This window comes from Allobosea sp. GW822-FHT03F07 (assembly GCF_058801345.1).
Window position 1 is genome coordinate 39,541 of record NZ_JBXAND010000003.1, and the last position, 12,551, is coordinate 52,091.

Annotated in this window: 14 protein-coding genes; 10 read left to right on the top strand and 4 right to left on the bottom strand. The window is 66.0% G+C overall.

The window, feature by feature from the left end; all coding sequences use genetic code 11:
• Positions 1–33 precede the first annotated feature (33 nt).
• Both AC1RMY_RS11540 and hutC read left to right on the top strand, forming a co-directional pair.
• On the top strand, positions 34–1,401 hold the full coding sequence (locus AC1RMY_RS11540; RefSeq protein WP_492864524.1) for a formimidoylglutamate deiminase: 1,368 nt from the start codon (positions 34–36) through the stop codon (positions 1,399–1,401).
• A 5-nt stretch (positions 1,402–1,406) separates the two neighbouring features.
• Complete coding sequence (hutC, locus tag AC1RMY_RS11545; protein WP_492864526.1) at positions 1,407–2,156, top strand: histidine utilization transcriptional repressor HutC; 750 nt, start codon at positions 1,407–1,409, stop codon at positions 2,154–2,156.
• A gap of 150 nt (positions 2,157–2,306) precedes the next feature.
• On the opposite strand, the gene AC1RMY_RS11550 is transcribed toward hutC, so the two are convergent.
• Positions 2,307–2,570, bottom strand: coding sequence for a YMGG-like glycine zipper-containing protein (locus AC1RMY_RS11550; RefSeq protein ID WP_327528862.1), 264 nt, complete (start codon positions 2,568–2,570; stop codon positions 2,307–2,309).
• Between the two features lie 290 nt (positions 2,571–2,860).
• On the opposite strand from AC1RMY_RS11550, the gene AC1RMY_RS11555 reads away from it, so the two are divergent.
• The 4 genes from AC1RMY_RS11555 to AC1RMY_RS11570 all read left to right on the top strand — a co-directional run bounded on the left by AC1RMY_RS11555 (position 2,861) and on the right by AC1RMY_RS11570 (position 6,091).
• Entirely contained in the window at positions 2,861–3,256 is a 396-nt protein-coding gene (locus AC1RMY_RS11555; protein ID WP_492864528.1) for a PRC-barrel domain-containing protein, read from the top strand.
• 236 nt (positions 3,257–3,492) lie between these two features.
• Positions 3,493–4,386, top strand: a complete 894-nt coding sequence (locus AC1RMY_RS11560) for a transglutaminase-like domain-containing protein (protein ID WP_492864529.1) — start codon at positions 3,493–3,495, stop codon at positions 4,384–4,386.
• A gap of 76 nt (positions 4,387–4,462) precedes the next feature.
• Complete coding sequence (locus AC1RMY_RS11565) at positions 4,463–5,362, top strand: diacylglycerol/lipid kinase family protein (protein ID WP_492864530.1); 900 nt, start codon at positions 4,463–4,465, stop codon at positions 5,360–5,362.
• A 54-nt stretch (positions 5,363–5,416) separates the two neighbouring features.
• On the top strand, positions 5,417–6,091 hold the full coding sequence (locus tag AC1RMY_RS11570; protein WP_492864532.1) for a phosphatase PAP2 family protein: 675 nt from the start codon (positions 5,417–5,419) through the stop codon (positions 6,089–6,091).
• A gap of 27 nt (positions 6,092–6,118) precedes the next feature.
• Here the strand turns inward: AC1RMY_RS11570 and AC1RMY_RS11575 are convergent, their stop codons facing one another.
• Positions 6,119–6,607: a pyridoxamine 5'-phosphate oxidase family protein gene (locus tag AC1RMY_RS11575; protein WP_492864533.1), complete on the bottom strand. Its 489-nt coding sequence runs from the start codon at positions 6,605–6,607 to the stop codon at positions 6,119–6,121.
• A gap of 210 nt (positions 6,608–6,817) precedes the next feature.
• On the opposite strand from AC1RMY_RS11575, the gene AC1RMY_RS11580 reads away from it, so the two are divergent.
• Entirely contained in the window at positions 6,818–6,970 is a 153-nt protein-coding gene (locus AC1RMY_RS11580) for a hypothetical protein (RefSeq protein WP_492864535.1), read from the top strand.
• An 18-nt stretch (positions 6,971–6,988) separates the two neighbouring features.
• Here AC1RMY_RS11580 and AC1RMY_RS11585 read toward each other — a convergent pair whose 3' ends face one another.
• Complete coding sequence (locus tag AC1RMY_RS11585; protein WP_492864537.1) at positions 6,989–8,203, bottom strand: polyhydroxyalkanoate depolymerase; 1,215 nt, start codon at positions 8,201–8,203, stop codon at positions 6,989–6,991.
• 180 nt (positions 8,204–8,383) lie between these two features.
• Here AC1RMY_RS11585 and AC1RMY_RS11590 point away from each other — a divergent pair, with 180 nt between their 5' ends.
• The 3 genes from AC1RMY_RS11590 to AC1RMY_RS11600 all read left to right on the top strand — a co-directional run bounded on the left by AC1RMY_RS11590 (position 8,384) and on the right by AC1RMY_RS11600 (position 11,880).
• Complete coding sequence (locus tag AC1RMY_RS11590; RefSeq protein ID WP_492864538.1) at positions 8,384–9,040, top strand: glutathione S-transferase family protein; 657 nt, start codon at positions 8,384–8,386, stop codon at positions 9,038–9,040.
• A 113-nt stretch (positions 9,041–9,153) separates the two neighbouring features.
• Positions 9,154–10,599, top strand: a complete 1,446-nt coding sequence (locus AC1RMY_RS11595) for an aldehyde dehydrogenase family protein (protein WP_492864540.1) — start codon at positions 9,154–9,156, stop codon at positions 10,597–10,599.
• A gap of 255 nt (positions 10,600–10,854) precedes the next feature.
• Positions 10,855–11,880 carry a magnesium and cobalt transport protein CorA gene (locus tag AC1RMY_RS11600; protein ID WP_492864541.1) on the top strand — a complete coding sequence of 342 codons (1,026 nt, stop codon included), beginning with the start codon at positions 10,855–10,857 and terminating at the stop codon, positions 11,878–11,880.
• Positions 11,881–12,031: 151 nt separating this feature from the next.
• Here AC1RMY_RS11600 and AC1RMY_RS11605 read toward each other — a convergent pair whose 3' ends face one another.
• Entirely contained in the window at positions 12,032–12,469 is a 438-nt protein-coding gene (locus tag AC1RMY_RS11605) for a hypothetical protein (RefSeq protein WP_492864542.1), read from the bottom strand.
• Positions 12,470–12,551 lie beyond the last annotated feature (82 nt).

Consider the following 12,551-nt stretch of genomic DNA (forward strand, 5'->3'; position numbering starts at 1 on the left):
ATTGCATATGCAATTAGCGGATGGAGCGATGCCGTGACCCTGACCCTGCATCTCGAGCAGGCCCTCCTGCCGGACGGCTTCGCCGACAATGTGAGACTGACGCTCTCCGACGGGACCATAGCCTCCGTCGAGGCGGGTGTGCCGGCGCGCGACGGCGATGCGCGGTTGGCTGGCCTCGCCTTGCCCGGCATGCCGAACCTGCATAGCCACGCCTTCCAGCGCGGCATGGCGGGCTTGTCCGAGCGCCGCGGCGCGGCCGAGGACTCGTTCTGGACCTGGCGCGAGGTGATGTATCGCTTCCTCGACCGGCTCGATCCGGACGACGTGCAGGCGCTTGCAGCCCAAGCCTTCGTCGAGATGCTGGAGGGCGGCTTCACGGCGCTCGCCGAGTTCCATTATCTGCACCACGACAAGGACGGCCGGCGCTATGCCGATATCGCCGCGATGGGCGTAGCCATCGCAGCCGCAGCCGAGGAGACCGGGCTCGGCCTGACGCTGCTGCCGGTGCTATACCGCTTCGGCAATTTCGGTCAGGCGCCGTCGGTCCATGGCCAGCGCCGCTTCGTCAACGACCGCGATTCCTATCTCAGGCTGATCGAGGCGAGCGAGGCCGCCATCCGTGGCCTCCCCGATGCAAGGCTCGGCCTAGCCCCGCATTCGTTGCGAGCGGTCGCGCTCGACGATCTCGGCTGGCTTTCGGCCCTGCGTCCGGAGGCGCCCCTGCACATCCATGTCGCCGAGCAGATGCGCGAGGTCCATGACAGCGTCGCGATCACGGGCCGTCGCCCCGTCGCGTTGCTGACCGAGACGGTCGAGCTCGACCGGCGCTGGTGCCTGATTCACGCCACTCATCTCGACGCTCGGGAGCGCGACGCGATCGCCGCCAGCGGCGCCGTAGCCGGCCTCTGCCCGATCACCGAGGGCAGCCTGGGGGACGGCATCTTCGACGGTGTCCGCTACCGTGCTTCGGGCGGCAGCTATGGTGTCGGCAGCGATTCCAACATCCAGATCGATGCCGGCGCCGAACTGCGCCTGCTCGAATATTCGCAGCGCTTCCGCGACCGTCGCCGCGCGCTCATGGCAGAAGCCGACGCCTCGACCGGCGTTGCGCTCTGGCGCGCTGCTGCGGCAGGCGGCGCGCAGGCCTGTGGCCGCGCACTGGGCGCTCTCGCCCCCGGCTTGCGCGCCGATTTGGTCACGCTCGACGCCGATCATCCCGCGCTGATCGGAAAGACAGGGGAAGCTGCGCTCGACAGCGCGATCTTCGCGGCCAACGCCCTGCCGGTGCAGGCTGTGTTCGTTGGCGGCAGGCAGGTCGTCGTCGAGGGGCGCCACCTGGCGCGCGCTGCCGTAAAGGCGCGTTTCGCCACCGTCATGCGCAAGCTGCTGGCGGCGCTTTGACCGCCATGACGCAGACCAGGCTCGATGCAGTGAAGCTGGATGGCGCCGGGCCGATCTATGATCAGATCCGGCGCGCGATCCGTGATCTCGTTCTGAACGGAACCTGGCCGCCGGGAACTCCGGTGCCGCCCGAGCATGCGCTGATGGAGCAGCTCGGTGCATCCAGGATGACGGTCCACCGCGCGCTGGTGCAACTCGCGCGCGAGGGGCTGATCACGCGCCGGCGCCGCTCCGGGACGATCGTCGCGAGCCCGCCGGCGAGCCATGCGATGCTCGACATCCTGTCGATCCCCCAGGAGGTCGAGCGGCTTGGACAACGCTACGAGCATGAGGTGCTGTCGCGAGAGGATGGCCGGCCCTCCGCCGAACTCGCGATCCGTTTCGGCTTGAAGCGCGGCGAGCGCGTCGCTCATCTCGTCACGCTGCATCGCGCCGACGGCAGGCCGCATGTGCTGGAAGAGAGGGTGATCCATCTGGCGGCGGTTCCGGCCGTGGCGGATGAGGATTTCGCGACGACGCCGCCGGGCGACTGGCTGCTGCAGAACAGCCTCTGGTCGCAGGCCGAGCACGCGATCAGCGCGGTGCCGGCCGAGCCCGACGATGCCCGGCTTCTCGCGATCGAGCCGGGCGAGGCCTGCCTGCTAATCGAGCGTCGCACCTGGAATCAGGATGTACCGATCACCTCGGTACGCTTGCTCTATCCCGGCACCCGGCATCGCTTCGTCGGGCGCTTCGGCCCCTATGGCCAAGTGTGACGGGGTTTCTCCGATCCGGCGCTCCTGACGCGGCGCTTCGATACGGAACAGTCCGATCCAGAAAACAAAAAAGCCTGAGTCGAGCGCATTGTGCGCTGCCCAGGCTTCAATGGAGCCGTTCCGGGAACGGCTCTCGGATTGATCCGCCGATCAGCAGTCGTAGCGGAAGCGGCGGCCCCATTCGTCACGGCCCACGCAGGTGCGTGTCGGGGACGTGGCCGAACCGATGATCGCGCCGCCCACGCCACCGATCGCGGCACCCGCCGCCGCGCCTCCCGCGCGCCCCGTCGCGAGCCCACCGATAAGTGCGCCCGTTCCGGCTCCGATCAGGGCGCCGCCCGCGGTGCGCTCCTCATGGGCGGTGCAGGCACCAAGCGAGGCTGCGATCGCAGCGATGATCATGATCTTTTTCATCGTGTTTTCCTTGGCGCTTCAAGAGTCGTGTCGATGGTCGCGCGATCGCCAACGTAAGGCGTTTGCGCCGGCACGGCCATGACCGACCGTCCCAGCCCAACGTCCGCGCGTCCCAAAAGTTCCTCTCCCGTTTCCATGGCATCCCGCCGCCGCGATGGTTGTCGCCCTGCCGTGGCGGCCGTCCTCGTCGCCGATATCCGCCGCTGTTTTTCGCGGAACCTTCCGGGGCCGGCCACGTTGTTCCGGCAATCCCGCAGCTCGACACGCTGCTCCTGTCGGAGGAACCGATCATGACCCTGCACGACACGTCTCCGGCCTCCGGGGCCACGCCCTCGAAGAATCCGTTGATCGCCGGCGCGCGGGTGGCCGGTACCGATGTCTACAACACGGCCGGCGACCATCTCGGTGAGATTTACGACGTGATGCTGGACAAGCAGACCGGCAAGGTCGCTTACGCGATCATGTCGTTCGGCGGCTTCCTCGGCCTTGGCGAAAAATACCATCCGATTCCCTGGAGCGTGCTCGATTTCGACACTGATCGCGGCGGCTATGTCGTTCCGCTTACGAAGGAAAAGCTCGAGGCGGCGCCGATGTATGACAGCGAGGGCGAGCCCGACTGGGACGACCGCGTCTATGGCAAGCGCGTCCATGATTACTACGGCACGATGCCCTACTGGATGATGTAGGTCAGGCCAAAGCTGCTGGTCGCGGCGGTTGCTATCCCCCCAGCCGAACCGTCGTGGCGGCGGGATGCGGGCCGAAAGGCCCGCATCTTCCGTTTTGTGAGGGCGCCGCTTCGCCCGAGGCGCCGGGAGTAATGCAAACCAGCCCCGGGCCAGATTGAGCACCGCCAGAGCTCCGGACCGCCGCGTCCGGCATCGAGGGGCCGCAAGGCCGATCGATGCGAACCTGTGAGAGCGACATGCGCATCCGCTACGGCTACAACATCGAGATCGTCTGCCAGCAGGACCTGCCCCTCATGACCCTGCTCGACGTGCATCCGTCACGCCGGCACGATCTCGTGGCTCCGGACGAGATGGCGGTGACCTCGCTGCTGAATCCGGCGCAACGGGTCCCGACGAGCCAGTTCATAGACCCCTTCGGCAATATCTGCCGCCGCATCACCGCGCCAGCTGGCGGCATTTCGTTGAGAGCCGATGGCATCATTTACGATTCGGGCGAACTCGACGCGGTCAATCCGGCCGCTGGGGAGGTGCCTCCCGCGCGCCTGCCGGACGAAGCGCTGATCTACCTGCTCGGCAGTCGCTACTGCGAGACCGACAAGCTGGCGGGCCAGGCCTGGAGCCTGTTCGGACATATCCCGGCCGGCTGGCCGAGGGTGCAGGCGATCGTCGACTTTGTCCACAACCACCTGACCTTCGGCTATGACTTCGCGCGCAACACGCGCACGGCCGCGGAAGCCTTCGAGGAGCGCGTCGGCGTCTGCCGCGACTTCGCGCATCTGGCGGTCGCGCTATGCCGCTGCATGAACGTCCCCGCGCGCTATTGCAACGGTTACCTGGGCGACATCGGCGTGCCGCGCGACCCGGCTCCGATGGACTTCAACGCCTGGTTCGAGGTCTTTTTGGGCGGGCGCTGGTACACCTTCGATGCGCGACACAACATGCGTCGCATCGGCCGTATCGTCATTGCGAGGGGACGCGACGCTACCGACGTGGCGATGGTCAGCTCCTTCGGCCCGCACCTGTTGCAACGCTTCGAGGTGGCGACCGAGGAGATTGAGGAGGATCTGCCGGAATTGGCGCCGAGATCGACCGGCGTCGGCCCGCGGCGGCTGGCGTCGGTCGGCGCCTGAGGTTCGCGCGGCAGGGTGCCTTGCCGGCGACGCATTCCTTGCCCCGGGCCGGACACGGTCCCTATTGTGTGCGGCCATGCATCACACTGTCATCGTCAATGCCCGCGCCGGAACGGTGTTGGAGGCCGGGCCCGAAGCCTTTGCCGAGCGGATCATGGCGGCCTTCGAGGCCGGTGGCTGCGCGGCCGAGGTCAGGATGGTGCATCCGCGCGAACTGGACGACGCACTTTCGCTCGCGATCGAGAATGCCGACAGCGTGCCGGTGATCGCCGGTGGCGACGGTACCATCAACGGCGTGCTGCCCGTGCTGGTCCAGGCGGATCGCCCCATCGGCATCCTGCCGCTGGGAACGGTGAATGTCCTCGGGCGCGATCTCGGCCTGGCCGGAACCCTAGAGCATCAGATCGCAGCGCTCTGCGAGGGCGAGCCGGTCGTGATGGATGTCGGCAGCGTCAACGATCGTCTCTTCCATTCGATCTCAGGCATGGGCTTCTTCAGCCTGATGGCTCGCAACCGCGAATATGCACGCCGTCGCTTTCCGTTCAGCCGGACGGTGGCCTTCCTCGTCGCCGCGACGCGCTCGATCCTGTTCACCCGGGCGATCACCGTCGATATCGGCGTCGGCTCGGAGCGCCGCGTCGTCGAGGCCGATGCCGTGCTGGTCACGGTCAACAGCTTCGACGGGGCCGAGTGGCGCAGGCGACGCCTGGATGGCGGCGTCTTCGAGGTCCATATCCTCAATGCGGGCGGGCTCTGGTCGCGTTGCAAGGCGGCGTTCTCGATCGTTTCGGGGTCGTGGCGCACCTCCGCCAACCTGATGTCCCTGACCGGCTCGGAGGTGACGTTGACGCGCCGCGACAAGCGCCGCGGCCACATCACCTTCGATGGCGAGGTGGAGCGCAAGGCCGGCCCGCTCGTCTATAATCTGCTGCCGGGCGCGGTACGGCTGATCGCGGCGCGTGAACGCTCCCATTGAAAGCTCAGGCGCAGTGTCTATGTCGGACGAGCCCCGTCGTCCCGGAGACCCTGCTTGCTTCAGCCGCGTATCCTCCTGCCCGTCGCCGCCGCCTTCACCTTTCTGGGGCTGGCGCTGTTCATCGCCTCCGGTCGCAGTTTCGCGTTCGATCGCACGATCGTCCTGTTCTTCCGCGAGAGCGGCGACCCGTCGATTCCGCTCGGCCCGGCCTGGTTTCGCGAGGCGATGCGTGACGTCACCGCGCTCGGCAGCTTCGTCGGGCTGGGCATGATGACGATCGCGGCGAGCCTGACCCTTTGGCTCTGCCGCTATCGGCATCTCGCCATCGGCCTGGCGGTCACGGTGATCTCGGCGACGGCTGTCAGCACCGGCTTGAAGATCGCGATCGGCCGGGATCGACCGGACATTGTCGAGCACGCCGCGCTGACGTTCACCGCGAGCTTCCCGAGCGGTCACGCCTTTCTGTCGGCGGTCACCATGCTGAGCATCGCGGGCTTCATCGGACTGGCTTCGCGCCGCGACGACATCACACGGCTTTGCATCTGGCTCGCCTGGGTGATGATCGTCCTGATCGGCGTCAGCCGTGTCTATCTAGGCGTTCACTGGCCGACCGATGTGATCGGCGGTTGGTGCCTGGGTATCGCCTGGTCGAGCCTCGCGGTCGCTTTGCTCGGGCGCAAGATGGCAGAAGCCGATCCTCTCGACGCCGGACCCGGCGCACCCGCCTGACAGGTGGTTCTGCCGAAGGCGGCGGGCCTATCGCATGTCGATCGTGGCGTTGACGCCCAGATCGGGCTGGCGGCCGAGGATCTTCGCTGTCGCCAGCTTGAAGGCGACGAGCACCCCGCTGGAGGGGCCTTCCCAGATCTCCGCTGAGACCGGCGTGAGCGACAGCAACATCGCGTCGGGATCATCGGGCCCGCCCGGGAACCACGCGCCGATGATCGGCGTCCAGATCTGCGCGATGAGATCGCGATCGTCGATGCCCGCCGCCACGCAGGACACGGCGGCATAGAAGTTGTGGTTCTCGTCGCTCAGCGCGATCGATACGCCGGGCGAGCGCAGCGCCTCCTCCAGCGCACCGGTGTGGCGATGGGTCACGAACAGGATGCGGTGGTTCTCGCGGTCGATATGGCCCGACATCGGCCTCGTCCGGATGGAGCCGTCGGCGGCGGTCGTCACCATGCAGACCGGATGGCGGTCGAGGGCGGTCCAGATCCTCTGCTGGAGTTCGGTTTCCGGCATGGCGCGCACTCCTGATGCGGTGGTCGCGGCGTTTTGTTTTGGTTGGAAACGCCGGTGCTCGCAGGGCGTTCCGCGACTATGGGCCGGCCTGTGCGGCTGTCAATCCAGCTGCCGCAAGCCGGTGCCATGCTTGCTGCGACGCGGAACAAAGCCGGGCGTCGGCGGTTTCGCACCCGCCGCCCAGCCCGCGGCTGTCATCTGGAACCGCTCATGCTCGCATCCCGCAATCTGCTCGTCGCTCTTGTTGTCGTCCTCGTCGCCGGCCTCGCTGTCACCGGATACGCGCTTTATCAGGAGAAGAAGCAGCCCGAGGGCGTCGAGATCTCCGTCGGCAAGAACGGGCTGTCGATCAAGGAGAAGTGAGGCGGCAGGCCCTTTGGATCAACTGTTTGCGAGGATCATGTTGCGGACGATCGGATAGATCTGGCCGTCCCATTTGCGGCCCGAGAACACGCCGTAATGTCCGACGCCGGCCTGCATGTGGTGGCGCTTGCGGAACGGCTTCAGGCCCGAACAGAGGTCATGCGCCGCCGAGGTTTGGCCGAGCGAGCAGATGTCGTCGCGCTCGCCCTCGACCGTCAGGAGCGCGGTCTTGCGGATCGCACGGCAATCGACGGTCTCGCCGCGATAGGTCAGCGTGCGCGCCGCGAGCCGCGCCTCCTGGAAGATCCACTGCACGGTCTCCAGGTAGAATTCCGCCGGCAGGTCGAGCACCGCGAAATACTCGTCGTAGAACGACTTGATCTTCTGAGCCTCCTCGATCTCGCCCGTCGCCATATGGGTGAAGAGGTCGATATGGGCGTTGATGTGCCTGGTCATGTTCATAGCCATGAAGGCACCGAGCTGGATGAAGCCCGGATAGACCTTGCGGCCGGCGCCCTCGTAGCGTGACGGTACCGTAGCGATCAGGTTCTTGCGGAACCACTCGATCGGCTTGTCGCTGGCAAGTTTGTTGACGGCCGTCGGGTTGATGCGCGTGTCCACCGGGCCGGCCATCAGCGTCATGCTGCGCGGCTGGCAGGCATTGCCGGCTTGGGCCATCACGGCCGCGGCCGTCAGCACCTGCACGCAGGGCTGGCACACCGAGACGACATGCGTCTGGTCCCCCAGCGTCTCGATGAAGCGGATCAGCGTGTCGACATAGTCGTCATAGCCGAAGGCGCCGGCTTCCAGGCTGACGTCGCGGGCATTGTGCCAGTCGGTGATATAGACGTCGTGGTCGCGCAGCAGCGTCGCCACGGTGTTGCGCAGCAGCGTGGCGAAATGGCCCGACATCGGCGCCACCACCAGCACCTTGGCCTGTGGCGTGTCGCTGTCCTTGCGGAAGCGCAGCAGGTTGCCGAAGGGCAGACCGAGCACGACCTCCTCCGTCACCGGCACGTCGCGATTGCCGTCGCGCACGCTGTCGATGTCATAGGCCGGCCGGTGATGGGTGAGGCCCGCACGGCTTACCATCTCATAGGCGGCCGAGGCCGCACGAAGATCGACAGGGTGGCCCGCCATCGCCCGGGCGCCGAGCGTGGCCAGCGCCCCTTGCGCCAGCAGCTTGGCCGGATTCATGAAATCGGATTGGGTCTGATAGGCGAGATAGAGCATCGATATGCGACCTCGATCGGGCAAGATTTGGCCGCCTGTCGGCGACCATGCCGTCAGGCGGCTTCCCGCGAATTTCATGTTGCACCGCAAAATCAGTTTTTCGCAAGAATCTTTCTACGATGCGCCCGCCTTGGAATATCTCTTGCTATGCTGGGGCCATCTTGGCCGAGGACGACGCCCATGACCGCCGCGACGCTCACCATCAGCAGCAGGAATTATTCCTCCTGGTCGCTGCGCGGCTGGCTGCTCTGCGTGATGGCGGGGCTGGAGATCGAGGAGCACATGCTTTCGGTCGACGACCCCTCCGCACGGGCCGAACTCCTGCTGCTCTCGCCCTCCTTCCTGGTGCCTTGCCTGACGCATGACGGCATCAAGGTCTGGGATACGCTCGCGATCGCCGCCTATCTCGACGAGATCAGGCCCGATGCCGGTCTGCTGCCGAAGGACGCCGCGGCGCGGGCCCATTGCCGCGCGATCTGCGGCGAGATGCATTCCGGCTTCGCCAATCTGCGCTCGGCCCTGCCGATGAACCTCAAGGCGCATTATCCTGGCTTCAAGGTCTGGGCCGGCGCCCAGGCCGATATCGACCGCGTCACCGAGATCTGGCGCGAATGCCTCGGCACCTATGGCGGGCCCTATCTCTTCGGCAAGACCCTGACCATGGCCGACGCCATGTATGCGCCCGTCTGCCTTCGCTTCATCACCTATGACGTCCCGCTCGATGCCCCGAGCCAGGCCTATTGCAAGGCGATCTCCACCTGGCCCGCCCTCAAGCGCTGGATCGACGCCGCGAAAACCGAGCCTGAAGAACTGGAAGAGCTCGACGCCGAGTTCTGAGCGCCGTCCCATCATGCACCAACGGACTTGATCGATCCCGCAGCGGCATTGGTCTTCCGGCTTCAAAGACGCTAAATCCCGCACGAACTCTAAAACGCCGTGGGAGGCTGCCTATGACAGAGATCTTCAAGAACCTGATCGCCGGCGAGTGGGCCGGCTCGGGCAATGCCTCGCGCAACATCAACCCGTCGAACACCAACGACGTCGTCGGCGAGTATGCGCAGGGCTCTGTCGACCAGCTCAACGATGCGGTCGCCGCCGCCAAGGCTGCCTTTCCGGCCTGGAGCCGCTCGGGCCCGCAGGAGCGCTACGAGATCCTGAAGAAGGCCTCCGACGAGATCCTTGCCCGCAAGGAAGAGCTCGGCAAACTCCTTTCGCGCGAGGAAGGCAAGACCCTGGCCGAGGGCATCGGTGAGGCCGGCCGCGCCGGGCAGGTCATGGCCTTCTTCGCCGGCGAAGCCCTGCGCCTGGCGGGTGAGACGCTGCCTTCGGTGCGTCCGGGCGTCGGCGTCGAGATCACCCGCGAGCCGGTCGGCATCGTCGGCATGATCACGCCCTGGAACTTCCCGATCGCGATCCCGGCCTGGAAGATCGCGCCGGCGCTGGCCCACGGCAACTGCGTCGTCATCAAGCCGGCCGATCTGGTGCCGGGCTCGGCCTGGGCGCTGGTCGACATCCTCCAGCGCGCCGGCCTGCCCAAGGGCGTGCTCAACCTCGTCATGGGCCGCGGCTCGGTCGTCGGCCAGGCGCTGCTGCAGCACAAGGACGTTCACGCGATCTCCTTCACCGGCTCGGTCTCGACCGGCCGCAAGGTCGCGGAAGCCTGCATCGCCTCCTCGCCGATGAAGAAGGTCCAGCTCGAGATGGGCGGCAAGAACCCGCTCGTCGTGCTCGACGACGCCGATCTCAAGGTCGCGGTCGAATGCGCGGTGCAGGGCGCCTTCTTCTCCACCGGCCAGCGCTGCACAGCCTCTTCGCGCCTGATCGTCCAGGCCGGCATCCATGACCGCTTCGTCGAGGCCTGCATCGAGCGGCTCAAGGGCGTCGTCGTCGATGACGCACTGAAAGCCGGCACGCATATCGGCCCGGTCGTCGACCAGAGCCAGCTCGACCAGGACCTGAAATACATCCAGATCGCCAAGGACGAGGGCGGCAAGCTCGCCTTCGGTGGCGAACTCCTGAAGCGCGATACCCCCGGCTTTTACCTCCAGCCGGCGCTGTTCACCGAGACGACCAACGCCATGCGCATCTCGCGCGAGGAGGTCTTCGGCCCGGTCGCCAACATCATCCGGGTCAAGGACTATGAGGAGGCGCTGGCCATCGCCAACGACACCGAGTTCGGCCTGTCGTCGGGCATCTGCACGACCTCGCTGAAGCATGCGACGCATTTCAAGCGCAATGCCGAGGCCGGCATGGTGATGGTCAATCTCGCCACGGCGGGCGTCGACTATCACGTCCCCTTCGGGGGCCGGAAGGGCTCGAGCTACGGCCCGCGCGAGCAGGGCGCCTACGCCAAGGAATTCTACACCACGGTGAAGACGGCTTACACGCTGGCGTGATGCGGGTTCTGGATATCGCCTTGTGAGGGGGCCGCGCCATAAGGCGCGGCCTTTCCTCTTTGGGGCAGGTGTTCAAGGCCCGACGCACGACGAAGGTCCTGGATGGGACGGATGCGGACTTTGCGCTCACCGGCTGTGAGTGTCTGGCTCGGGTGGAAGCTGCCTTTGCGGTCACGCCGCTTAGATGACCGGCAGGACAGGTCATCGCGAACGCATGATATGGGCACCCGCCCCGCAAAGGAGCATAATGCATCGATGAACGAGCAAATCTCGCCACGTGCCGTAGCGAAGGACTCCCCCTCCCACGAGGAAGGAGTCGTCGCTGCGGGCGTGTATGCCGGCGGGCGCAAGGTCGTGGAGTTGCGCAGCGTCGAGGAGGCGGCAGACTGGCGCGAGCGCGAGGGTTACGTTGTTTGGATCGGCCTTTTCGAACCCTCTGATGAACTGCTCGGGCGCATACAGCGCCAGTTCGATTTGCACGAACTCGCTATCGAGGATGCTCACAACGCCCATCAGCGTCCCAAGATCGAGCAGTATGGCGACGCCCTCTTTGTCGTCGCGCGCACCGCGCAGATGATCGAGGGCCGGATCGCGTTCGGGGAGACCCATCTCTTCGTCGGCCGCGGCTATGTGGTCTCGGTCCGCCACGGGGCGTCGCGCTCCTATGGCGCTGTGCGCCAGCGTTGCGAGGCCTGCCCCAAGACGCTCGCGCATGGGGCAGACTATATTCTCTACGCCGTCCTCGATTTCATCGTCGATGACTATCGGCCGGTGCTGGACAGCATCAGCACCGAGGTCGACGCCATCGAGGACCGTGTCCTGAAGCGCACCCTGTCCCAGTCGCAGGTCGAGCGCCTCTATCTTCTGCGTCGCGACCTTCTGCGCCTGCGCACCGCGGTCGTGCCGCTCGTCGAGGTCTGCCGCCGCCTGGAGCATGCCGAGGTCCAGCCGCTCGACCCCGAGATGCAGCCGCTCTTCCGCGATGTCTCGGACCACGTCCATCGTGTCGAGGAGGAGATCGACAGCTTGCGCGAGGTGCTGGCCTTCGCCTTCGAAGCCAGCCTGATGATTGGCCAGGCGCAGCAGACCGAGACAACCCGACACCTTGCCGCCTGGGCAGCCATCCTTGCGGTCCCGACCGCGATCGCCGGCATCTACGGCATGAACTTCGAGAACATGCCGGAGCTGAAATGGCAGTATGCCTACTTCGGCGTGATTGCGGGAATCGCGGTCATCTGCGGTGGGCTCTATTGGCGCTTTCGCCGCAATGGATGGCTGTAGGCCGGTCAGAATCGCGCGATTGGCGGGGCAATTGCCACCCTGCGCTTTGCCTCCACGCGCGGAGGCCGCCATTGAGGTCCAGATCGCTGAACAGCGGCTTCGGGTCGCATAGTGCCGTTCGGGCTGCGGCAATCGAGACTTCGCGTCGCCGCTACAGCAAAATTCCGCAGCGCCGCTGCAGCTCTTGGCCAAATGCCGGCATGTCCCGACCGCTAACGCCGTATCGGATTCGACGATCGGGGGAAGGCGCCTGAGAAGCGGAGGCCTCGAAGACCCGAGCGAAGCAACCTCCGCTGGCGCCGTAAATGCCGCGCTGCGCTGCTAGACCGAGACCGATGCGATAAGGAATGCTGCCGGCACCATTCGCTTGCACCGGGCGTTGCGCTACCCGCTCTTGCCGCACGGCGCACGCGTTGATGGCGTCGGCGAAACGGTTGTCCCAATGGCAATATCCGTTGACTGATTGAATCCCGAACAGCATCCGGGCGCATGCGCAATGCGCACCGCGCGTGACCGGTCGCGGATAATGCTGCGCAACGGCAGCCGTTGCGGTCATCACGAATAGCGCCGCGATCGCAGCCTTAAGCATGGAGGCCCCCCAGCATCTTTGCTTGGCGCGATTCTGGCTCCCCCTCCCCATAAGTCAACTCGACGAAGAGACGAGTGAGGCG